Source organism: Pontibacter sp. CAU 1760 (assembly GCF_054482735.1).
This window is the reverse complement of record NZ_JBTLRL010000008.1, coordinates 161,626-183,822: the sequence shown is the minus strand read 5'-3', so window position 1 is coordinate 183,822 and position 22,197 is coordinate 161,626. Positions and strand designations below refer to the sequence as shown.

14 protein-coding genes are annotated in these 22,197 nt (G+C 52.7%); 3 read left to right on the top strand and 11 right to left on the bottom strand.

Annotation, left to right across the window (positions count from 1 at the left end):
* Nucleotides 1–121 precede the first annotated feature (121 nt).
* The gene (locus tag ACXYMU_RS13170; RefSeq protein ID WP_458986869.1) at nucleotides 122–1,381 is read right to left on the bottom strand and encodes a competence/damage-inducible protein A; all 1,260 of its coding nucleotides are present in this window, start codon (nucleotides 1,379–1,381) and stop codon (nucleotides 122–124) included.
* Nucleotides 1,382–1,447: 66 nt separating this feature from the next.
* Here ACXYMU_RS13170 and ACXYMU_RS13165 point away from each other — a divergent pair, with 66 nt between their 5' ends.
* From ACXYMU_RS13165 to ACXYMU_RS13155, 3 genes are all read left to right on the top strand, one after another.
* Nucleotides 1,448–2,179: a DUF4197 domain-containing protein gene (locus ACXYMU_RS13165; protein WP_458986868.1), complete on the top strand. Its 732-nt coding sequence runs from the start codon at nucleotides 1,448–1,450 to the stop codon at nucleotides 2,177–2,179.
* 148 nt (nucleotides 2,180–2,327) lie between these two features.
* Nucleotides 2,328–3,608 (top strand): erythromycin esterase family protein, encoded by a 1,281-nt coding sequence (locus tag ACXYMU_RS13160; RefSeq protein ID WP_458986867.1) that lies wholly within the window; start codon nucleotides 2,328–2,330, stop codon nucleotides 3,606–3,608.
* Between the two features lie 458 nt (nucleotides 3,609–4,066).
* On the top strand, nucleotides 4,067–7,000 hold the full coding sequence (locus tag ACXYMU_RS13155; RefSeq protein WP_458986866.1) for a ligand-binding sensor domain-containing protein: 2,934 nt from the start codon (nucleotides 4,067–4,069) through the stop codon (nucleotides 6,998–7,000).
* A 226-nt stretch (nucleotides 7,001–7,226) separates the two neighbouring features.
* On the opposite strand, the gene ACXYMU_RS13150 is transcribed toward ACXYMU_RS13155, so the two are convergent.
* From ACXYMU_RS13150 to ACXYMU_RS13105, 10 genes are all read right to left on the bottom strand, one after another.
* On the bottom strand, nucleotides 7,227–9,590 hold the full coding sequence (locus ACXYMU_RS13150) for a glycoside hydrolase family 3 N-terminal domain-containing protein (RefSeq protein ID WP_458986865.1): 2,364 nt from the start codon (nucleotides 9,588–9,590) through the stop codon (nucleotides 7,227–7,229).
* Between the two features lie 42 nt (nucleotides 9,591–9,632).
* Complete coding sequence (locus ACXYMU_RS13145) at nucleotides 9,633–10,505, bottom strand: glycoside hydrolase family 16 protein (RefSeq protein WP_458986864.1); 873 nt, start codon at nucleotides 10,503–10,505, stop codon at nucleotides 9,633–9,635.
* Nucleotides 10,506–10,610: 105 nt separating this feature from the next.
* Complete coding sequence (locus ACXYMU_RS13140) at nucleotides 10,611–12,047, bottom strand: PKD domain-containing protein (protein WP_458986863.1); 1,437 nt, start codon at nucleotides 12,045–12,047, stop codon at nucleotides 10,611–10,613.
* A gap of 32 nt (nucleotides 12,048–12,079) precedes the next feature.
* Nucleotides 12,080–13,588, bottom strand: a complete 1,509-nt coding sequence (locus tag ACXYMU_RS13135; protein WP_458986862.1) for a RagB/SusD family nutrient uptake outer membrane protein — start codon at nucleotides 13,586–13,588, stop codon at nucleotides 12,080–12,082.
* A gap of 20 nt (nucleotides 13,589–13,608) precedes the next feature.
* Entirely contained in the window at nucleotides 13,609–16,770 is a 3,162-nt protein-coding gene (locus ACXYMU_RS13130) for a SusC/RagA family TonB-linked outer membrane protein (protein ID WP_458986861.1), read from the bottom strand.
* 555 nt (nucleotides 16,771–17,325) lie between these two features.
* Nucleotides 17,326–18,291, bottom strand: coding sequence for a calcium/sodium antiporter (locus ACXYMU_RS13125; RefSeq protein WP_458986860.1), 966 nt, complete (start codon nucleotides 18,289–18,291; stop codon nucleotides 17,326–17,328).
* A 120-nt stretch (nucleotides 18,292–18,411) separates the two neighbouring features.
* On the bottom strand, nucleotides 18,412–19,119 hold the full coding sequence (locus ACXYMU_RS13120) for a YebC/PmpR family DNA-binding transcriptional regulator (RefSeq protein ID WP_458986859.1): 708 nt from the start codon (nucleotides 19,117–19,119) through the stop codon (nucleotides 18,412–18,414).
* A 161-nt stretch (nucleotides 19,120–19,280) separates the two neighbouring features.
* Nucleotides 19,281–19,913: an ABC transporter ATP-binding protein gene (locus tag ACXYMU_RS13115; protein WP_458986858.1), complete on the bottom strand. Its 633-nt coding sequence runs from the start codon at nucleotides 19,911–19,913 to the stop codon at nucleotides 19,281–19,283.
* Nucleotides 19,903–20,694 carry an acyl-ACP--UDP-N-acetylglucosamine O-acyltransferase gene (lpxA, locus tag ACXYMU_RS13110; protein ID WP_458986857.1) on the bottom strand — a complete coding sequence of 264 codons (792 nt, stop codon included), beginning with the start codon at nucleotides 20,692–20,694 and terminating at the stop codon, nucleotides 19,903–19,905. Before lpxA ends, ACXYMU_RS13115 begins: the two co-directional genes overlap by 11 nt.
* Nucleotides 20,691–22,085: a bifunctional UDP-3-O-[3-hydroxymyristoyl] N-acetylglucosamine deacetylase/3-hydroxyacyl-ACP dehydratase gene (locus ACXYMU_RS13105; protein WP_458986856.1), complete on the bottom strand. Its 1,395-nt coding sequence runs from the start codon at nucleotides 22,083–22,085 to the stop codon at nucleotides 20,691–20,693. The genes lpxA and ACXYMU_RS13105 overlap by 4 nt, the downstream gene beginning before the upstream one ends.
* Between the last annotated feature and the right edge of the window lie 112 nt (nucleotides 22,086–22,197).

Here is a 22,197-nt window from a genome sequence, read left to right as displayed (position 1 = left end):
TGTATAGAATTCAGGTATATGCTAAGCAGTGGATTGCTCAATAATGCAAGAGTGAGCCGTCACTTATTTTCTTCAAAACAGGCCTCCGGATGGAAACCTGAGCAAAGTTAGGAATTTTAGCCTATTCCTCAACGGCAGTTGCTAAACTTTGGCGAACCAGATTTAAAACAGCCATGGTCGTATATTCGATATTCAATATCCTGTCTTTGTTATAATTCAGCAGCTTGGCTATTGTCTTGTCTTTATCGGCGTACGCAATCCAGATGGTGCCAACGGGCTTCTCGGGTGTGCCGCCATCCGGGCCCGCAATGCCGCTGGTGGCAACGCCTATGTCCGTGTTGAATTTATGGCGCACGTTCTCAGCCATTTCGCGCACTGTTGCCTCGCTTACAGCCCCATGCCGCTGCAGTGTTTCCGGTTTCACGCCTAGTTCCTGCACTTTTACGTTGTTGTGGTAGGCAATTACGCTGCCCTGGTAATAAGCCGAACTACCGGCGATGCTGGTGATTTTGTGCGCCAGGTGGCCACCGGTGCAGCTCTCGGCTGTAGCGATGGTCAGCTGTTTTTCCTGCAGTAATTTACCGATGGCCCGCTCAAGCGGTACCTCACCGTAGGCAAAAATATACTGCGGTATAATAAGGGACAGTTTGTCAACCTCGGCCTGCAGTGCTTGTTCCAGCACGGCGGCATTTGTCCCGGTGCCGGTCAGGCGCAGGCGCACGCCGCCCAGGTGTGGCAGGTAGGCCAGCCTGATGTGTGGCGGCAGTTGCCCTTCCCAATCTTCCAGCTTGTCGGCCAGCCACGACTCGGCTATACCCACCGTCTGCACAACTTTGTGCAGAATGTGCGGGGTATGGAAAAAGCTCCTCAACCGTGGCAGCACAATGTCTGTCATCATCCGTTTCATCTCAAAGGGCACACCGGGCATCGACACGAAAACTTTTCCCTGCTGCTCAAACCACATGCCGGGGGCAGTGCCCAGCACGTTTCGCACCGGGGTGCAGGCCTCCGGCAAGAAGGCCTGTTGCCGGTTCAACTCAGTTACTTCGCGGCCCCTGCTCTCGAAGATGGCCGTCACGTCCTGCAGCGACGGCTCATGCAGTTTGAGCGGGGTATGGAAGTAATCGGCAAGCACATGCTTGGTCAGGTCGTCTTTGGTGGGGCCAAGGCCACCGGTTAACAAAATCACATCGGCTCTCGTTTGGGCATCGTTCAGGGCCTGTACAATATGGGCGGCACTGTCGGAGATGGAGGTGATCTGGTGTACCCGTATCCCGATGCTTGTGAGTTCGGTGCCCAGCCAGGCTGAGTTCGTGTCCACGATCTGGCCGAACAGGATCTCGTCTCCGATGGTGATGATTTCAGCGATTACTGGTTTCATTTTCTTTTTGGTCTGATTTGTGCGTAAGTCTCAAAAACTACATCAAGCGAAAGATGTTCTATCAATATGAAAAAAATACTTTACACTACCGTTATTAGTCTTGCGCTGGGCGCCTCCGCCTGCACCGTGGCTGATGTACAACGCACCGTAGACGGTGTGCTGGCGGGCACTACAGGTGCGCCGCTTACCCGCGAGGAGGTTGCCTCCGGCCTGAAACAAGCCCTTGAGGTGGGCATTAAAAATGGAGCCGGTCAGGCTGCCCAAACCGATGGGTATTACGGCAACTCCCTGATCCGGATTCCCTTCCCGGAGGATGTGCAGCGCGTGGAGAATACCCTGCGACAGGTGGGCTTGGGCAAAGAGGTAGACAAATTTGTGCTGACGCTGAATCGCGGGGCTGAGGATGCTGCCAAAAGCGCCGTGCCTATCTTTTTGAGCGCTATCCGGCAGTTGACTATTGCCGATGCCTGGGCGATTTTGCGGGGCGATAAAGATGCTGCCACCCAATACCTGCGGCGCACTACTTCCGACCAGCTGTATAACGCGTTCAGCCCGATCATGGTGCAGTCGCTGGAGAAGACAAACGCTACCCGCTATTACACCGATATCATCACACAGTACAATAAAATACCGCTTACCCAGAAAGCCAACCCTGACCTGAAGGATTATGCTACCAGAAAGGCAATAGACGGGTTGTTTATGCTGGTGGCGCAGGAAGAGGCAAACATCCGGGAGAACCCATTTGCCCGTACAACCGAACTGCTGAGAAGGGTGTTCACGAAAGAAAACCAGTCATAAGCCAAAAACCTGTTGCGTCGAGAGCCCTTGTTACGTCTATATGGACATATCAAGGGCTTTTTTGTACAACATAAAGTGCAGATTAGTAGTACAATACAGCAAAATTTAAGGGCGGGTATACCCTGCGCTACCATTAGCGAGTACTACCATGGCAAACAAACTTTTTAATTATACCACCCTCACCAAAGAGAAAGATTTAGATGTGCTGATCGAGGAGATTGGGGATGCCCGCGTGGTCATGCTGGGGGAAGCCTCGCACGGAACATCGGAATACTATACCTGGCGCACCGCCATCTCCAAACGCCTCATACACGACAGGGGCTTCAATTTTATAGCCGTGGAAGGTGACTGGCCTGAGTGTTATGCCGTGAACCGCCTGGTTAAGGGCTACCATAACGCAGGCAGCAAAATTGCCGACGTGCTGCAGGTATACCAGCGCTGGCCAACCTGGATGTGGGCAAACTGGGAAGTAGCGGCCTTGATAGAGTGGATGCGCGAGTATAATCACCTAAAGCAGGTTCAGGACAAGGCCGGGTTTTATGGACTGGATGTATACAGCCTCTGGGAGTCGCTGGACCAGATTGTAAAGTACCTGGAGAACAACGATGGGCAGGCGGCCGAAGCGGCCCAGACTGCCATTAACTGCTTTGAGCCCTTTAACCGTGACCCGCAGGAGTATGCCCACGCCACAGCTTTTGTGCCGACCAACTGCGAGAAAGAAGTGATTGAAATGCTGCAGCGGGTGCAGGCGCAGCGCAACTATACCAACGACCCGGAGAATGATTTTCATACCCAGCAAAATGCCCTGGTAGCCGTGAATGCCGAGAAATACTACCGGACAATGGTGCGCGGTGGCGGTAACTCCTGGAACGTGCGCGACAGCCACATGATGGAAACGCTGGAACGCCTGCTCGACTTCCATGGCCCTGAATCGAAGGCGATTGTATGGGAGCACAACACGCACATAGGCGATGCCTCCTATACTGACATGGGCGACGACAACCTCTTCAACATCGGCCAGTTGGCCCGTGAGAAATATGGCCGCGAACAGGTGAAGCTGGTTGGCTTTGGGTCGTACCAGGGAACGGTGGTAGCCGGAAAATCGTGGGGAGCGCCAATGCAGAAAATGGATGTGCCGCCTGCCATACCGGGCAGTTGGGAGGATATGCTGCACAACATGGACACAAACGATAAAATAATTCTGTCCAAAGACCTGCGCGAGGTGCCGGAACTCAGAAAGCGCATCGGTCACCGGGCGATCGGGGTGGTATATGACGCCAAGTACGAGGCCCTGGGCAATTACGTGCCCTCCCATATAACCCAGCGCTACGATGCGTTTCTTTATTTCGACGAGACAGAGGCCGTACACCCGCTTCGCATGAAAACCAAGGGCGGCAAGGAACCGGATCTATACCCCTGGAACTATTAGGGGCTATTTGAAAACTACGTGGCCCTCGTCCTGCTAGCCTGCAGGACGAGGGCCACGTAGTTTTCAGCTTTACGCGCATGCCTGACTAGGGTGCTGTTGGCAACGCTTTGCCGAGGTGGCTAACACAATACGTACTTGGTGCCTGAATGGTCTTATATCCATTAAAAGAGATGCCCTCTACCTTCCTGGTTAGGATGACAGAACCGGGCCTAAACAGTGTCAGCAACTTTTGTGCACGGAATTTGGTTCTACCCCCAACATGCACTTCCTCCGATTAAACGTAAATTGCGGTTTATAAGAAGTTATACTTGTCTTAATAGGACTATAGGATGCCTATGCCTTTTAAGACAATTGATGGGCATTATCATAATTAGCTTTATCTTTGATACAGGCGGCTTGTTTCGGCATATTTTAAGATGCTCCTACTTTTGATCTGGCTAAAAAAGAGCAGGTTTTAAATGAGAAATTCACTTCTTTCACTGGTATTCAGTTTTCTGGTATGTGCTTCTGCGTTTGCACAAGTTAAGAACGAGGGAATCCCGTACATTACTACCTACTCGCAGAAAGGGTACAAGGCTTCCCCGCAGAACTGGGCAGTGGTGCAGGACCATAGGGGCCTGATGTATTTTGGCAACAACTTCGGGGTGCTGGAGTTTGACGGCAACCATTGGCGCACAATCAGCCTGGATAACCGCACCATCGTGCGCTCATTGGCTGTGGATAGAAAAGGCCGGGTTTACGTGGGCGGGCAGGATGACTTCGGGTATCTGCAACCGGACGTTTCAGGGCTCATGAGGTATAGGTCGCTCAAAGACAAGCTGGCCAAAAAGTACCAGAGTTTCGATGATGTCTGGAAGATTTATACCTCTGACGATGATGTCTTTTTTTGCACGGTGCTGGCAGTATACCGGTTGCGAGACGATGAAATTACCGTGTACGAAGCGCCTGTTTCCCCAAGCGGCTTCCCCTTTATCATCCAGAACAAGCTCTTGGTACCTGTGCCGGGCAAGGGTATCTACGAACTGAAGAACAACCGGTATGTACTGATTCCGGATAGCGAGTTGTTTGCCGATAAGGTAATTGTGGCCATGCTACCCTATACCGGTGCCAAATCCCTGATCATGACAGAGGAGGACGGGATTTATATTTATGACGGCTACAGTAATTTTGAGCCAACCCAGTGGCAAGTAGAGGAATTTCTGGCCAGAAATAAAATTACCACAGCCATTGCCTTAGGAGAAGAATATGCCCTCGGGACGTCCCATAATGGCCTGCTGATCATTGATAAGGAAGGGAAACCGCGCCAGCACCTGAACCGCGAGAAAGGACTGCAAAACAGCACCGTCCGGGATATATATCAGGACCATGGCGGAAACCTGTGGCTGGCACTGAACAACGGCATTGATTACGTGGAGACAAATTCTGCTTTCACGCTTTTTAACGCGAAAAACGGACTTCCGGGCACGGGGTATACTTCCCTGATGGATGGGGAGATACTTTACCTTGGTACAAACGATGGCCTGTACTATAAAACATGGTCTAATGCCGAGAATCCGCTCAACCCTTCGCCATTCAGGCTAGTCGAAAACTCTCAGGGGCAGGTGTATAACCTGCAGAAGATTAACGGGCAGCTCCTGATGTCGCACCATACCGGCCCTTATACCATCAAAAACAACAGAGCGCAGAAACTGTCGAACCACCTTGGGGCCTGGGTTTTTGTGCCTTTGTCCTCTCATCCCGGCTATGTGCTATGCGGTACCTACAACGGCCTGCTGCTCTACAAATTCATTGACGGGCAGTTGATGTTTCTGAACAGAATCAGCGGCTTTGATGAATCGTCCAGAATCGTGGAGGAAGACAAGGAGGGCAACATCTGGGTGGCGCACGGTTACAAAGGCGTGTACAAGCTGCAGCTCACCGAAAAGCTCGATAAAGTAGCTAAGCTGGATTTTTACAATCAGCAGGCAGGCTTCCCTTCAAACCTCTTTATCAACGTATTTAAGGTAGACGGGAAACTCGTGTTTACGGGAGAGCGTGGGGTGTACAAATACAATAAGGCTGCCAACAAGTTCGAGCCGCATGAGGAGCTGAATAAATTCTTCGGAAAAGAGACCCACGTCAGGAAGCTGATTGAGGACAGCGAGGGGAATATTTGGTTTTCGTCAGGGGAAGAATTGGGTGTGCTAAAGCGGCGGAGCAATGGCAGCTACGAAATGGAGAAAATGCTTTTCAATAAGCTGGAAGGCAAGCTGATCGGGGGCTTTGAACATATCATGCACTACAACCAGCAGAATGTGCTGATCGGGATAGACGAGGGCTTCGTGCATTATCACCCAACCTACCTGCAGGCCAAGAATTTCAACAAGACCTTTCAGGTTCTGCTTCGGCGGATAGTCTCTACGGCGCAGGCGCAGGACTCGCTCGTGTCGGGCGGCACCTTTGAACGGCAAGGGGTGGCTGTGATGCAGCAGTCGGAGGATGAATTGGCTGAACTGCCCTATGAACAGAATTCCCTGAAGTTTACCTACAGCGCCATCTCCTACGACGATATCGACAAGGTGCAGTACCAGTATAAGTTGGAGGGCTTCGAGCATAAATGGTCTCCGTGGACAAGCTCCCTGCAGAAAGAGTATACCAACCTGCCGGAGGGTGGCTATACCTTCCGGGTGCGGGCAAAAAACGTGTATGGCACCGAGAGCGAGGAAGCCACCTATAGCTTTGTTATCCTGCCGCCGTGGTACCGTTCTGTTTGGGCATATGTAGGTTATCTGGTGCTGGGGGTGCTGCTCTTGCTCTTACTCAAACACCTCATGGACCAGCATATCAATGCTACCAAGGCAAAACTACAGGAGGAAAAGGAGAAGGAGCTGAAGCTGAAAGAGGCAAGGCATATGGAGGAAGTGCTGAAAGCTGAGAAAGAGATCATCCGGCTCAACAACGAAAAGCTGGAGAACGAGCTGGTGCACAAGAACAAAGAGCTCACCAGTTCGGCGGTGCACGTGATGCAGAACATGCAGGCGGTGCACAAGGTGCGCGACCAACTGCAGGAAACGCTGGACCAGATCTCATGCAAAGACACGCAGAAGCAGGTTAAGAAGCTGCTGAAGTCGGTGGATGAGGAGATAAAGTTTGAAAACAATTGGGAGCAGTTCGAGCTGCATTTCGACCAAGTGCACCAGGATTTCCTGAAACGCCTGCGCAAGGATTACCCCGAGCTGACGCACCGCGATCTAAAGCTGTGCGCGTACCTGCGCCTGAACCTTACCAGCAAGGAAATTGCGTCTTTGCTTAAACTTTCGCTGAGGGGTATAGAAACGAGCCGATACCGCATCCGGAAAAAGATGAACCTCGACCAGGAGGAGAACCTGACGGAGTTTGTGCTCAACTATTGATAATGTGACCTTGGAAATACGAGGGTATTATCAAGGCTTTGAAATCACAAGTTTACATTATTAACCCTAAAAAGAAGCGGCAGGCCATTTGGCCTGCCGCTTCTTTTTAGGGTTAATGGTAGTTGTTGGGTAAGTCAGTCTGGCTTCCCGAACCAGCTGCTATTGGGGGACAGCGCTGTGTTTGCTTGGGGAGGTAGACTGATATACCCGTATTCAAAAGCATTGCTTACAGCGTCTTCGTTTCAGTGAGCTTAAACTTCTGGGCCTGATCGGCTACTTTCACGGCAAACTCACCGGCTTCAGCTACCTTTTTGCCTTCGCGGTTAATAAAGGCCAGGTCCTCAGTAGAAAGGGTAAACGTTACGGTTTTGCTTTCGCCCGGCTTCAGGCTGATCTTCTCGAAACGGCGCAGACGGCGCATGTCCGGGGTGATGCCGCTGGCATACAGGTCGGAGGTATATAATTCCACTGTTTCTTTCCCCTCGCGCTGGCCTGTGTTCTTAACGTTCACGGTTACCGTCAGCTGCTCATTTGCGCCAAACTCAGGCTTGCTCACTTTCAGGTCGCTGTACTGGAAGGTGGTATAGCTCAGGCCATGGCCAAACTCATACTGTGGGCTGTAATCCGCCTCGTAGTTATAGGCTCCTGCCACCGTTTGCTGCTCAGCGGCTGGCTTATGGATGTATGGTACCAAAGCGTTCGGAAAACGCGGGTAGTTGTATGGCAGCTTGCCTGAAGGGTTTACATCTCCGAAAAGCACATCGGCCAATGCATTGCCTCCCAGGTTGCCTGGCTGGTAAATCTGCACAATGGCCTGCGCCTTTGGCTCGATGCGGCTGATGATGCGCGGACGGCCCTCGTTCAACACGACTACAACCGGTTTGCCGGTGGCTAAAAGCTTGGTGGCTAGCTCCGTTTGCAGGTCAGAGAGGTATAGGTCGCTCAGGTTGCCGGGAGTTTCAGTGGAAGTGTTCTCGCCCACACAAAGAATCACCACGTCCACATCTTTCGCTGCCGCGATGGCTGCATCCAGTTGGTCAGTGTTTTCCTCGTAGTATTTGCCATCCATTTTGTAGCTCACGCCGGGTACGTAAGTCACGTTTTGTTTGCCAATCTCTTGCTGTACAGCTTCCAGGATAGTGTTGTACTTGCCGGCAAACTCATCTGTCTTTTCACCTTGCCAGGAGTAGGTCCAGGCACCGTTCAGGGTGCGCATGTTGTTGGCGTTCGGGCCAGTCACCAATACCTTTGCGGCTTTCTGCAGCGGCAGTACGTTGTTCTGGTTCTTTAAGAGGGTAATAGACTCAGCGGCCATCTGGTAGGCGGCATCCTCAAATTCCTTGCTGCCGAATTTCGGGTAGTTCTTCGGGTTGGTGGTTGGCTGCTCAAACAGGTTCAGGGCATACTTCACGCGCAGGATGCGGCGTACGGCATCGTTCACGCGCGCTTCCTTTACCTTGCCTTCTTTTACCAGTTCCACCAATCCATCGCAGAACGGCTCATACTGGTACGGGATCATCGACATGTCCACCCCGGCATTGATCGCCAGCATGATGGCTTCTTTCATGGTGCTGGCCACACGGTCGCGGTTGATGAGGTACTCGATATCGCCCCAGTCCGTTACCACCAAACCTTTAAAGCCCAGTTCCTCTTTCAGGAGCTTGGTCAGGAGGTCGTGGTTAGAGTGCACGGGCACCCCGTTGATGATGCCCGAGTTGATCATGATGGTATGGGCACCGGCATCAATGGCCGCCTTAAAGCCTGGCAGGTGATACTCGCGCAGGTCCACATCAGAAATAGTGGTGGGGGTGCGGTCTTTTCCGGAAGTAGGCACCTGGTAACCCAGGAAGTGCTTCAGGCAAGAGGCCACATGCTCGGGGTGCCCGATGTTGTTATGCACGCCTTCGTACCCGTCGATCATCTCAATACCCAGTTGTGTGGTCAGGTAGGGGTCTTCGCCAAAAGACTCGAACTGGCGCGGGAAACGCGGGTCCGGTGCCAGGTCCAGCACCGGCGAGAAGTTCCAGGGAATAGAGCTGGCGCGCGTCTCGTAGGCTGTGATCTCAGCGCCACGCTTCACGAGGGCACGGTTGCGGCTGGCAGCCTGGTTTATCTGCTGCGGGAACATGGTGGCCCCGGCCGTGTAAGTGGCACCGTGGATCTGGTCCACGCCGTAGATAACGGGTATACCAAGTCGCGTGTCTTTCATGGCCACCTGCTGGATCTCGCTGATGATGCTGTACCACTTCTGCGGCGTCAGGGCGCGGTTGTTGGCCGTGTTCAGCACCGAGCCGATCTTATAGTCCACCAATGCTTTCTTCAGCGCGTCTTTGTCAAGGGCCAGCGGCTCAAAGCTCGTGTAGCGGTTGTCGCCCTTGCCTACCACATCCAGCGTGATCTGGGCCATCTGCCCTACCTTTTCCTCCAGCGTCATCTTCTGCAGGAGGGCCTCCACTTTCTTGTTCACATCGGCCTCGTTGTAAGGGGCATGCGCTTTAGAGGAGGCTGTGGGTTTCGTTTTCTGCGCCTGCGCATTAGACAGGCACGCAAGGGCAAGACAGGCTGCCCAGGCTATATTTTTAAATTTCATTCGGCTGCAATTGTTTTAAAGTTATAAACCGGTTGGAAACTGTTATTGCTCAATCATTTTGTATACCCGCACATAGTCGATATCCATGCTTTGCGGGTACACGTTCGGGTCCACGCCCTGGGCGCCTCCCCAGTTGCCGCCAACCGCAATGTTGAGTAGCAGGTGGAAACGCTTGTTGAAAGGCCAGGAGGCATACCCCTTGCCGTCGTTGATGAACTCAAATACCGGTTCGTCATCGATGTAGCCTCTCACGGCATAAGGGGTCCAGTCTACGCGGTAGCGGTGGAACTCGGTGCTGGCCGTTTCAATAACTTTGCTGTTTCCTTTCTGGGTGCCCTTGCCGTGGTTGTAGGCATCGGTATGCACGGTGATGTGCACTTTGTTCTGGTCATAGCCCACGTGCTCCATGATGTCTATCTCGCCAGACTTAGGCCACACGCCGTATTCCCAATCGGTTGGCAGCATCCAGATAGCGGGCCAGGTGCCTTTTCCGGTTGGCAACTTCGCCTTGATCTCAAAACGGCCATACAAGAAATCACCCTTTCCTTTGCTTACTAACCTGGCTGAGGTATACTCGCTGCCATTCATGTTCTCTTTGCGCGCCGTGATGGTGAGCTTGCCGTCGGCCATGCTCGCGTTGCTTTGGCTGTTGGTGTAATACTGGAGCTCGTTGTTGCCCCAGCCGCTACCCCCGACATCATACCCCCACTTGTTTGGGTCGGGTGCACCGGTGGCGTTGAATTCATCTGCCCAAACGGGCGTTGTCTCGAACTGCCAGTTCTTGTCGGTAGGCGCTTGCGGCCTGGTAACAATGGGCATGGGCGTCTCTTTTTTATCGGAGCAGGAGTTGCACACAAACAAAGGCGAGAGGGCCACCAATGAAATATAAATGTTTTTGATACTGAGGAAAAGCATAAAGAATTTGTTTTGAGCAAGCGGCAGGAGAAGCCCCTTGCAGGTAATGGGTGTGTGCTTAGAAAAAAGCCAGGGTTTTCAGGCCCTGGCTTTTCCAAACAGCTACTACTTTACTAATTCAATGTCGTCCAGGAAGAAGATACCCGGAATGTGGTTTCCTTCGCCGCCGACCTGAATCACGATGCGGTCCAGGTCTTTTCTGCTGATCACATCTGCCGCGCCGAAGTCGAAGGTAAGCTCTACCCACTTGTCCAGCTGGCTTACTTGCTGCTTCACTTCTACCTGGTTCGTCCATGGCTGCGCTGATGAGGCATCCTGTAGTTTGACAGATACCTGCTTGAGCAAGCGCTTGTTGGCCCAGCCTTCGCCAGCCTCAGTCGTGAAGTCGTTGTAGCTAGGGATGAATACCTTCAGCTTGATCACGTTGCGCTGGCGCAGGTCGAGCTTGTGTGCAAACTCCGTGAACATGTTCGCAAACATAAACGCCGGTCCTTCCTGCTTCACATACATGGCCACTTTGGCAGATGTGTTGATACCGAGTGGAGCCGGGTTGTCGTAGCTCTCGTTCAGCGTCAGGTTATCCTTTTTCCATACCACGTTTCCGGCTGCATCGAAGGTGTCGTTCACATCGGCTGCCTTGTAAGGCTTTTCAGCTACTGGTCGGCTGTAGCCTTTTGGTACCAGACGCAACCACCAGCCGTTACCGGCGTTGGCCGCCTCTCCGCTTTTCAGGTACAGCTCGTTCTCCTCCAACTTCAGGATCTCGTAACGCGAAACACCCGTGTAGTACCCAATAAAGCCTTTGTTTGACAGTGTCAGGAACTTCTTGCCGTTCTCCTCTACAATAGTCCAGGTCATGTTGGTAGGAGGGGTATAGGGCATGGTATAATCACCACCGTTCTGACCACCTAATCCAGACGCGTTTGCGCCGTTCACGAAAGTCGTGCCGTTGTTCTTGTAGGTATAAGCGAAGCCGTTCAGGTTGAACACCATCTCGTCGTCATACAAACCCTCACCGGCTTTGTCGTTCGGCGCGGCAGACCACCACTCCGGCGTGGCCGCACTGATTGGGCCCACACCCATGTGGCCTTTCTGGTCTTTCTCAATCACCCAGGTCTTGCCTGTCGCGTTGCTGGCACCGCCTGTCAGGAAGTTGTAGTCCTCGCGGTTCAGCATCGCCACGTTGGTTTGCGCGATACGAACCGTTTTGGTGTTAGTGGTATAACCGCCCGCCGTGAAAACGGTCAGCTTCACGGTATAGTCGCCGGCTACGGCAAAGGCACCTTCTGCCTGCATCCCCTCAGCGGTAGAACCGTTTCCGAAATCCCAGATCGCCTTGAAGGCGCCTGGCGTTTCGTTTGTGAAGGTGATGATGTTCGCGTTATCAGCCTTCGGCGTCATGGAGAAGGTCACCATCTCAGAGGTAGGGGCCGGAGCGAGCTCCAAATCCGTTTCCTCCGGGGTACAGGCGGCAAACATACTCGAAAGCAACGCCGCAGCCAGGAATGAATACAGTCTGGTTTTAGAAATCTTATAAGTCATGATTCTTTTCTTTAACAAGGATTAGCTATTGATTAGCGGTACTCGGCGTTTTGAACAAGCTTGGTGTTGTTCAGCTCGGCTTGCGGTATAGGAAGTACCTCATGCTTACCTGCCACAAAGCCTTTTGATGCCAACATGGTGGCCGCTCTGCCGGTGCGCACCAGGTCATACCAGCGGTGGCCTTCGGTGGCCAGCTCCAAACGGCGCTCTTTGTACACGTTCTCGAGTGTAGCTGCTACCGGGGCAAGGCCAACACGAGCACGAACGGCATTTAATAAAGCTGCCGCTCTGGCTAAGTCTCCACCACCCTGAATCAGCGCTTCTGCCTCCATCAGGTAAGTGTCAGCCAAACGTATCTCGATGTAATCGTTCGGCCAGTTCAGCAATGGCTCACCACCACCGGTGCTCTTCCAAGCGGCTTTCGGTGCGTACTTCTCTACAAAATAACCTGTGTTCTGGTAACCCTTCTCGTAAGAGGCTACACCTGCTTTCTCCAGGCTATCTAAGTTCGCTACTGTGTACTTGTAGCGCGGGTCGCCTTTCAGTGCGTTTACCAGGTCCAGGGTAAGTGGGTTAAAGCCCCAACCAGCCACATAAGTAGAACCTGCGTAACCTCTTGGCCCCATCATGGTAACGGCTACGTTACCCTCGAAACCTGGCCAGCTTCCCCAATGGCCGTTCGCCACAGACGTGTGCACAATCTCAAAGATAGACTCGCTGTTAAACTTGTTGGCAGGGCTGAAGATCGCTCCGAAGTTGCTCATCAGTTTGTAGCCATACTGGCTTGTACCGCCCGGTGTGCCGTTCACATCAGCAAGCTGTGCTGCTGCCTGGCTCCACTCTTTCTGGTACAAGTGTACTTTGCCTAACAGTGCCTTGGCAGCACCCTGGGTTACACGGCCGCCTTCGCTGGATGCCGGAACAGTTTTAGGCAGGTTCTGGATAGCCTCCGTCAGGTCTTTCTCTACCTGGGCGTATACCTCTTCCGGTTTTGCCTGCGTCACGTTGTAAATCTGCTCTGTAGAAAGCGAGTTTGTGATAAGGGGCACGTTTTTGAACAGACGCACCAGATCAAAGTAATAGTAAGCACGCAGGAACTTGGCCTCAGCTATGAATCTGGCCTGCATGGCATTGTCCATACCCGGGATGCCCGCCTGTACCTTCTCCAGGATGGTGTTGGCTCTGGAGATACCGGTATAGTTTCTGTTCCAGTACTCGCTCTGCGGCCCGATGGCCGGGTCCAGTGTGTAGTTGTTCCATACCTGCCAGGTGTTCATGTCAGAAGAACCACCGCCGCCTGCGTAGGCATCGTCCGAGGCTCCGTTAATGGCTGCAATGTTGTGGAAGGTGCCACCGGCTTCCCAACCCAAAGGGTCGTAAGCGGCTACCAGGCCGGCAAATGCCTCTTGTGGGTTGCTGTAGTAGTTAGACTCCAGTACGGTTCCTCTCGGTTCTACCTCCAGGAAGTCTTTATCGCAGGCACTCAGCGCCGGTAAGCCCAGCGCCAGGATAGCGGCGTATTTTATATATGTATTTTTCATTTTGCTTGAGCTTCTTTTAATTAAAATCCAATGTTAACACCTACCATGAACGAGCGGGCCTGCGGATAGAAAGCGCGGTCGATACCGAAGATGTTTCCGCCGATTTCCGGGTCATACCCTGAGTATTTCGTGAAGGTCAGTAGGTTGTTGCTGCTCACGTATACACGAGCTTTCTGCATGGCCAGCTTCGAAGAAAGTGTGCTTGGCAGGGTATAGCCTACCTGCAGCGTCTTGATGCGGAAATAATCCCCGTCTTCCAGGAAGAAGTCAGAAGGGTAGGTGAAGTTGCGGTTCGTGTCGTTGGTGGTCAGGCGTGGGTATTCGTTTGACGTTCCCTCACCAGTCCAGCGGCCCAGCGCAGACTGCTGCCAGTTTGCTGTCGGGATGTCGAGGCGACGAAGCCCCTGGAAGATCTGGTTTCCTGCCACGCCCTGTCCGAAGATCATCAAATCGAAGTCTTTGTAGGCGGCGTTCAGCGTGATACCATACGTCCAGTCCGGAAGCGGCTTGCCAATGAACGTGCGGTCGTCGGCGTTGATCTGGCCGTCGCCGTTCAGGTCTGCCCAACGGAAGTCTCCTGGCTTGGCGTTTGGCTGAATCGCCTCGCCATTAGCACCTTTGTAGTTGGCTACCTCTGCCTCGTTCTGGAAGATGCCCATCGTGCGGAAACCGTAGAATGCACCGTAAGACTGGCCTACTGCGTTGCGTGTCAGTGGGTAAGCGATATTCTGGACGCCTTCGCCTCCTTCTAAGAATTGCTTGCCGTTACCCAGGTACGTGATCTCGTTGTGCAGGTAAGAAACGTTCCCATTTACACCTAAGGTCAGGTCGCCGATTGTTCTGCGGTAGCCTAACTCCAACTCAACACCACGGTTTTCCATGTCGGCCACGTTGCCCCAAGGTCTGCCGGTTGCGCCCACATAGCCTGGGAGGTCGATTTGCTGCAGGATGCCTGTCGTCTTCTTGTTATACCAGTCGAATGTCAGGTTCCAATCGTTGAAAAGGGTTGTCTCGAAACCAACGTTGGTTTGTGTCGTCTCCTCCCAACGCAGGTCTGGGTTGGCTGGCGCATCCGGGCTGTAACCGATCAGGTAGTTGTCGTTACCGAAGGTATAGTTGCGGTTAGCACCCACTGTGGAGATGTAGCGGAAATTACCCAGGGCATCGTTACCAACCACACCGTAAGAACCGCGCACTTTCAGGAAGTTCACAGCGTCGTTGGCTGGCCAGAAGTTTTCACGTGAAGCTACCCAGCCGAGTGAGGCAGAAGGGAAGTAACCGTACTTGTTGTTTGTACCGAAGCGGGAAGAACCGTCGCGGCGGATGATACCTGTGAACAGGTATTTCTCGTCGTAGTTATACACCACGCGGCCGAAGAGTGAGCTTACCGTGTGCTCAATGCCTTCGTAAGCGTCAGCGGTTCTGCTGGCAGTAGGCACTTTCAGGTTAAAGGAAGCCTCGTCAAAAGAATTGGCCGGGATGTTGGAGAAGGAAATGAACATGCCACTGGTGTTGCTGTCCTTGTAGGCTCCCTGACCTGCAAGCAGGGTAAAGTTATGCTTGTCGATGCCGCGTGTGTAGGAAAGGACGTTCTCGATGTTATAATCGAAGGCCTTGCTTCTGTCACGGTTGAAAGCCGTTTGCTGGCTTACGCTAGAGGCATTCAGGTAATAAATCGGTCTGAAGCTCTCACCACCCCAGTAAGCCAGCTTTGTGCCTACCGTAGAGCGCAGTTTCAAGCCTTCGATCGGCTCTACCTCTGCGAACACGTTGCCTACAATGTTATCGGACCAGCCGTAATTGCCCAGCTGCGTCTGTACGTATGCCAGTGGGTTTGTCATTTCCTGCTGCACCGTAGTGGAAATGCCGTAAGGGTAGCCCTGTGGGTTGCGCAGCGTAGGCTGTGTGTTATAGACGCTGTTTGGGTCGCTTAGAATCGCCTCATCCGTGATCAACGCCGGCGTGGTTGGGTCCAGGTTGATGGCTGAGCTAAGCGGTCCGCCAAACTCCGTGTTCGGGTTCAGGCTGCCCTGGCTCTTGATATGCGAGTAACCCAGGTTCTGGCCCACAGTCAGCCATTTGGCCACTTTGTGAGTGGAGTTCAGGCGGATGTTGTGGCGCTTGTAGTTCGAGATCTCGCTGGTAACGATACCTTGCTGATCCAGGTAGCCGTACGAGCTGAAGAAGGTAGACTTATCGTTACCGCCGCTGATGCTGAACTCGTGGTTCTGGATACGGGCATTGTCGTTGAATACATACTCCTGCCAGTCTGTGCCTTCGCCAAGTGAGCGGGGATCCTCATACACGATGTTTCCACCGCCTGCTACAGAGGCCTCGTTACGCAGGGTGGCGTATTCCGTGGCGTTCAGCAGATCCAGCTTTCGCGCCGGGCCCTGCACACCATAATAGCCATTGTAGTTAACAGCCATCACACCGGCTTTGCCACGCTTCGTGCTCACCAGAATTACACCGTTGGCGGCACGGGCACCGTAGATAGCGGCAGAAGCAGCGTCTTTCAGTACTTCAATAGACTCAATGTCAGCCTGGTTAAGGTAGTCAATGCCACCATTTACCACTACACCGTCCACCACATAGAGCGGATCGTTGCTGTTCAGGGTAGTTATACCTCGCACCCGCACCGTCGCTGCTGAACCAGGAGCACCAGAGTTAGAGGCAACTGTTACACCAGTAGTACGGCCCTGCAGGGCCTGCTCCACGCGGGTAATCTGCTGGTTTTCCAGGTCAGAGCCTTTCACGCTGCTGATCGCACCGGTAACCACGCTCTTTTTCTGGGTACCATAACCTACCACTACTACCTCCTCCAGGGTTTTCATATCCAGCTTAAGGGAGACGTTGATGGCAGCGCGGTTGTTGATCGGAACTTCCTGCGCCAAATACCCGATATATGAGAACACCAAGGTGCCGTTTCCGTCAGGCAAAGGGAGGGAGAAGTTACCAGACACGTCAGTGGTGGTGCCTTTGGTAGTGCCTTTCAGCACTACTGTAACGCCTGGCAGCTCAATGCCTTTTTCATCCGTTACTTTTCCTGTAACTGTTGCCGCTTGCGCAGCAAGTGTTGGCATTGGCCGCAACATACTATAGCCGCCTGCAAAAGTGCTTGTATGCAAGCAGGCAGTTAAGGTAAGGCAGCCAAGTGCTGTGTAAAATTGTTTCTTCATCATGGTGTTCTTTAGGTGTGCTTAGGGTGTTACTAAAATTTGCTGTGATCAATCAATTACCTTTTGCCATGCAAACAACCGCTGGGTGGGTCTCCATATACCCCGAAGTGAAATCACTGGAGCAATAGCTTGTTGCCTGTTTAGGTTGTCTCTCAATATTACAGTTCCCGCCCCGGACCACGAAAAAAGTACCTACATCACGGCTACTCGAGGGCTACGTCATGGCTACGTCAAGTACAAAATCTTGTATGTAATATATTGATTATGAGATTAATATGTGTTTTTGGGCCATCAACACCCAAGTCGGAGTGTCATGGCGTTCAAATGGGTTTAAGGAGCTTGTTGAAGTAGCGGATTACCTACAATGTCAGTTAGCAGGATGGCATTGCGGGAGTGTCAGAGGAGGGAAATAGCTTGAAAAGTTATGGTCGGCAAGCAACCGCTAACTCAAAGGGCAGCTGAACAGAAAACAGGAATGGATAGGTGAGTGGATGGTTACCTGGTGTTAAAATGGACTGTACATCGGTTAGCTGGATTCAGCTTAAAAGGGTGTTACCCTTATCCGCGCATGATCAGGTAAACGATGTAGCTGAAGTAAACGAAGAGAAAGAAGATACCCTTCCAGCGGCTGATGGCGTTGCGGATAGGTAGGGGCATGGCCAGAATCAGAAGGGTGCTGGCAAAGATCATCATCACTATGTCAGAGTTGCTGACCACATCGAAAGGCAGCGGGCGGATGAGGGCGCTGATGCCCAATATCCACAGCAGATTAAAGATATTGGAGCCTATCACGTTCCCCACGGCAATATCGATGTTGCGGCGATAGGCAGCCATGGCCGAGGTTACCAGTTCGGGCAGCGAGGTGCCAATGGCCACGATCGTCAAGCCAATGAACGACTCACTCAATCCAAACGACTGCGCAATAAAAACAGCCCCATCCACAACCCACTTACCACCCACAAACAGGCCTGCAGCGCCCAAGACTATCTGCAGGATAGCTTTGTTCATGGGCATAATGGGCAAATCGTCCTGGTGGGCCAGCACTTCCTCCTTGTTGGTGCGGGCAATGTGGTAGATGTATACCATAAACAGCACAAAGAAAAAGAGCAGTATCGCGCCGTCCAGCCTGCTGATGTATAGCTCAGTACGGTTATGCATGAGGGTGGCATTGGCCAGGAAGCCTACCAGCAGGGTGGCAATAAGCGAAAACGGGAGCTCCGTGAGGATGGTGTTGCGCTTGATTGGCAAGGGGCAGATGATGGCAGTTACTCCCAGAATCAGGAGCAGGTTCGCCACGTTGCTACCAAACACATTGCCAATGGCCAGTTCCGACTGCCCCCGCATACTCGACAGCACATTGATGATCAGTTCAGGCAGGGAGGTGCCAAACGAGACGATGGTCAGGCCCACCACCATTTCGGAAAGGCCATATCGGCGTGCAATGGAGGAGGCGCCAGCTACCAGCACGTCTGCCCCTTTTATCAGGATGATGAAACCAAGTATAAAAAGGAAGTAGAGCAGCATAGCAGGCAGGTTGTGTCTGACTAAATTAGATTAACCGGTCGGGATGGTATAAAAGTGGTAAAAAAATATGGCTGTCCAAGCCAAAACCCTGGACAGCCATCATATGCTTTGTTCGTAAGCTTAGGCCATGTTGTGGTATACTGCCTGCACGTCGTCATCTTCCTCGAAGCGTTCGATCAGGCCCAGTACTTCCTCTTCCTGCTCTTCGGTTAGTTCGGTGCGGGTAGTCGGGATGCGCTGTACGTCGGCGCTAATGGTTTCGATCCCTTTTTCCTCCAAGCCCTTCTGCATGTTACCGAACTCAGTGAATGGGGTCTCGATGATGATTTCGCCCTCATGCTCGTAAATCTCCTCGGCACCGAAATCAATCAGTTCCAGTTCTAGCTCCTCCAGGTCCACACCCTCCGCGGCAATCTTGAAGATACCCTTGCGGTCGAACATAAAATCCAGGGAGCCGGTTTTGCCAAGCGAACCGCCGCCTTTGGAGAAGTGCATACGCACATTGGCAACAGTGCGGTTCAGGTTATCGGTGGCGCACTCAATTACCACCGCAATACCGTGGGGAGCGTAGCCCTCATATACAATTTCTTCGTAATCTTTCTCTTCTTTGGAGGATGCCCGCTTGATGGCCGCCTCGATGCGGTCTTTCGGCATGTTCACGCCTTTGGCGTTTTGGATAGCGGCGCGCAGACGGGAGTTCGTGTCAGGGCTCGGGCCGCTTTCTTTCACAGCCATCACAATCTCTTTGCCTAAGCGCGTGAACGCCTTCGACATTTTATCCCAACGTTTAAACTTACGGGCTTTTCTAAATTCAAATGCTCTTCCCATGGTATGAGTTACGTGTGTCTTACAAAGTTAGGTAGCTTCTATGTAAATTGGTAGTGGTTTGTTGATTGATAATGGGTGATGTTTGAATAGCTGATCCGTTGAATGGCCTTAGATCCTTTTCTTCAACAACATTATGGTGGAGCCATATAGCAGTCAACCCCTTACTTTCTGGCCGAGGGATGAAAGTCCGTGATCCGTAACTGCTGCTGGCAGAAGCTATACTCGTGCCTGATATTAGACCCGACGATGATGAGCCGCCCTTCTTGGTTTTGCGCCACATGCTCCTGGTACCAGTCCACACCCTCCTGGTCGAGGTTTGTGGTGGGTTCGTCGAGCAGCAGCAGGGAAGCATCGGAGTAAATGGCGAGCCCCAACTTCAGGCGCTGCTTCATACCTGAGGAAAAGTCCTTCACAAACTTGTTTCTCGACCGTTGCAGGCCCATACGGTCAATCAACGCGGTATGGGAGAGGGCATGGCGCAAAGACTTGAAGCGGGTGTGGAAGGCGATCAGCTCAACCAAGGTGAATTCCTCTACCAGTTCCAGGTAAGGGGCCGTGAGCGACAGGTGGCGGTAAGCCTCTTCGGGCGCAATCTGCTTGCCTCCGGTTACATAGTTTAGCTCGCCTTCGCTATGCAGGTTGTACCCGGCAATAGTAGTGAGAAGAGTGGACTTCCCGGACCCGTTATGCCCTAATATGGCGTAAGAGGTGCCTGACTCAAAGGTATAAGTCAGGTTCCGGAAAATCCACTCGTAATTGTATCGTTTACCTAATTTGCTTAGGTTAATTTGCATCCTTCGTGAAATAGCTCTTAATGATCCCACGGCCAGAGTTGCGGACAAAGTTAAGGATCTCATCGCGCTCCTTGCTTGGGGCCAACTCAACCTCGATCTTATCAATCGCCTCTGAGTTGTTCAGGCCGCTCATAAACAACAGGCGGTATACATGCTGTATGTCGTTTATCTGCTCGCTGGCAAAGCCCCGGCGGCGCAGGCCAATCGAGTTTATACCGGCATAGGTAAGCGGCTCGCGGGCTGCCTTCACGTACGGTGGCACATCCTTGCGGATAAGGGAGCCACCAGAAACCATGGCATGCGCACCGATCTTCACAAACTGGTGTGCTGCGCTGGATCCGCCAATAATGGCATAATCGCCCATCTCCACGTGGCCACCCAACTGCACGGCGTTCACCAGAATGCAGTTGTTGCCGATAATGCAATCGTGGGCGATGTGGGCATAGGACATTACCAGGCAGTTGTTGCCAATCACGGTTTTCATCTTGTCGATGGTGCCGCGGCTCACAGTCACGCACTCCCGGATCACGGTATTGTCGCCAATCACGGCAATGGTGTCCTCTCCGGCAAACTTCAGGTCCTGCGGCACAGAGGAGATGACAGCGCCTGGAAAAATCTTGCAGTTTTTTCCGATGCGGGCACCTTCCATGATGGTCACGTTAGGTCCGATCCAGGTGCCTTCACCGATCTCCACATTCTTGTAAATGGTAGAGAAAGGCTCCACCACAACGTTTTGCGCGATTTTAGCCTCTGGGTGTATGTATGCTAATGGCTGGTTCATGCGTCTTTCTTTACTATGCTTGCCGACATTTCTGCTTCCATCACCAACTGACCTGCCACAAAGGCTTGTCCGCTCATTTTGGCAATCCCGCGCTTAATAGGAGCCAGCAGCTCACATTTGAAAATAATTGTATCTCCTGGTATAACCTTTCGCTTAAAGCGGCACTTGTCTATACCCAGAAAGTAAGTCCAGTAATCCTCCGGGTTTTCCACGGTACTCAGCACCAGGATACCGCCGGTCTGGGCCATGGCCTCGATCTGGATCACGCCCGGCAGCACCGGGTTGCCGGGGAAGTGACCCTGAAAGAACGGCTCGTTGAGCGTTATATTTTTCACACCGGTCACAGTTGTTTCGTCCAGGTGTATAATTTTGTCGATCAGCAGGAACGGGTAGCGGTGCGGCAGGGTGGCGGCTATCTGGTTGATGTCCATCACGGGCTTTTTCTTTGGGTCGTACACCGGCACGTTTTTGATGCTTGCCTCCCGGATCATCTTCTTCACCTTCTTGGCGAAAGCCACGTTAGCGGCATGGCCAGGACGAGCTGCCAGAATCTGACCTTTGATCGGACGCCCGATCAGGGCGAGGTCGCCCATTAAATCCAGTAGCTTATGGCGGGCCGGCTCGTTGCGGAAGCGCAGTTCTGTGTTGTTCAAAACGCCCTCTTCCTTCACCTCCACCTTTGGCTTTTGCAGCAGGTCCGCAAGGTGCGCTAGTTCCTCATCCTGCACAACGCGGTCTACAATCACCACGGCATTGTCCAGGTCGCCACCTTTGATCAGGTCTTGCTTGTAGAGTGCCTCCAGTTCATGCAGGAAGACAAAGGTGCGGCAAGGGGCAATTTCTTTTTCGAACTGCTCCATAGCGGTGATCGAGGCGTGCTGGCTTCCGAGCACCGGTGAGTTATAGTCCACCATCGCCGTCAGGCGGTAATCATCCAGCGGCAAAGCCACAATCTCCACGCCACGGCTCTCGTCTTTGTAGGTGATGCCCGAAGGGATCTCGAAGTAGTTGCGCAGCGCGTTTTGCTCCTGCAGGCCTACAGTTAGCAGGGCCTTTACAAACTCAATGGAAGAACCGTCCATGATCGGAGGCTCAGGGCCGTCCAGTTCAATCAGCACATTGTCGATCTGCAGCCCGACAAGGGCCGCCAACGTGTGCTCCACAGTGTTTACACGGGCGCCGTTCTCTTCAATGGTGGTGCCTCGGGAAAGGTCTACCACATTGTCGGCATCCGCAGCCACCGTGGGTTGGCCAGGCAGGTCAATGCGCTGGAACTTAAAACCATGGTTAATAGGGGCAGGCTTGAAGGTCATGTTAGAAACCACGCCTGTATGCAACCCAATGCCCGATACCGTGACCGGAGCGTTAATGGTATGCTGTTTATCGTTCATGCACGTATCTTAGTCGTGTTAAGTGCTTGCAGAGGTATAACAAGAGCGGCAGCGAAACTGCTGCCGTTGTTACATAAGCAGGCAAAAGGCAATGTATGCCAATGCCCCTGCA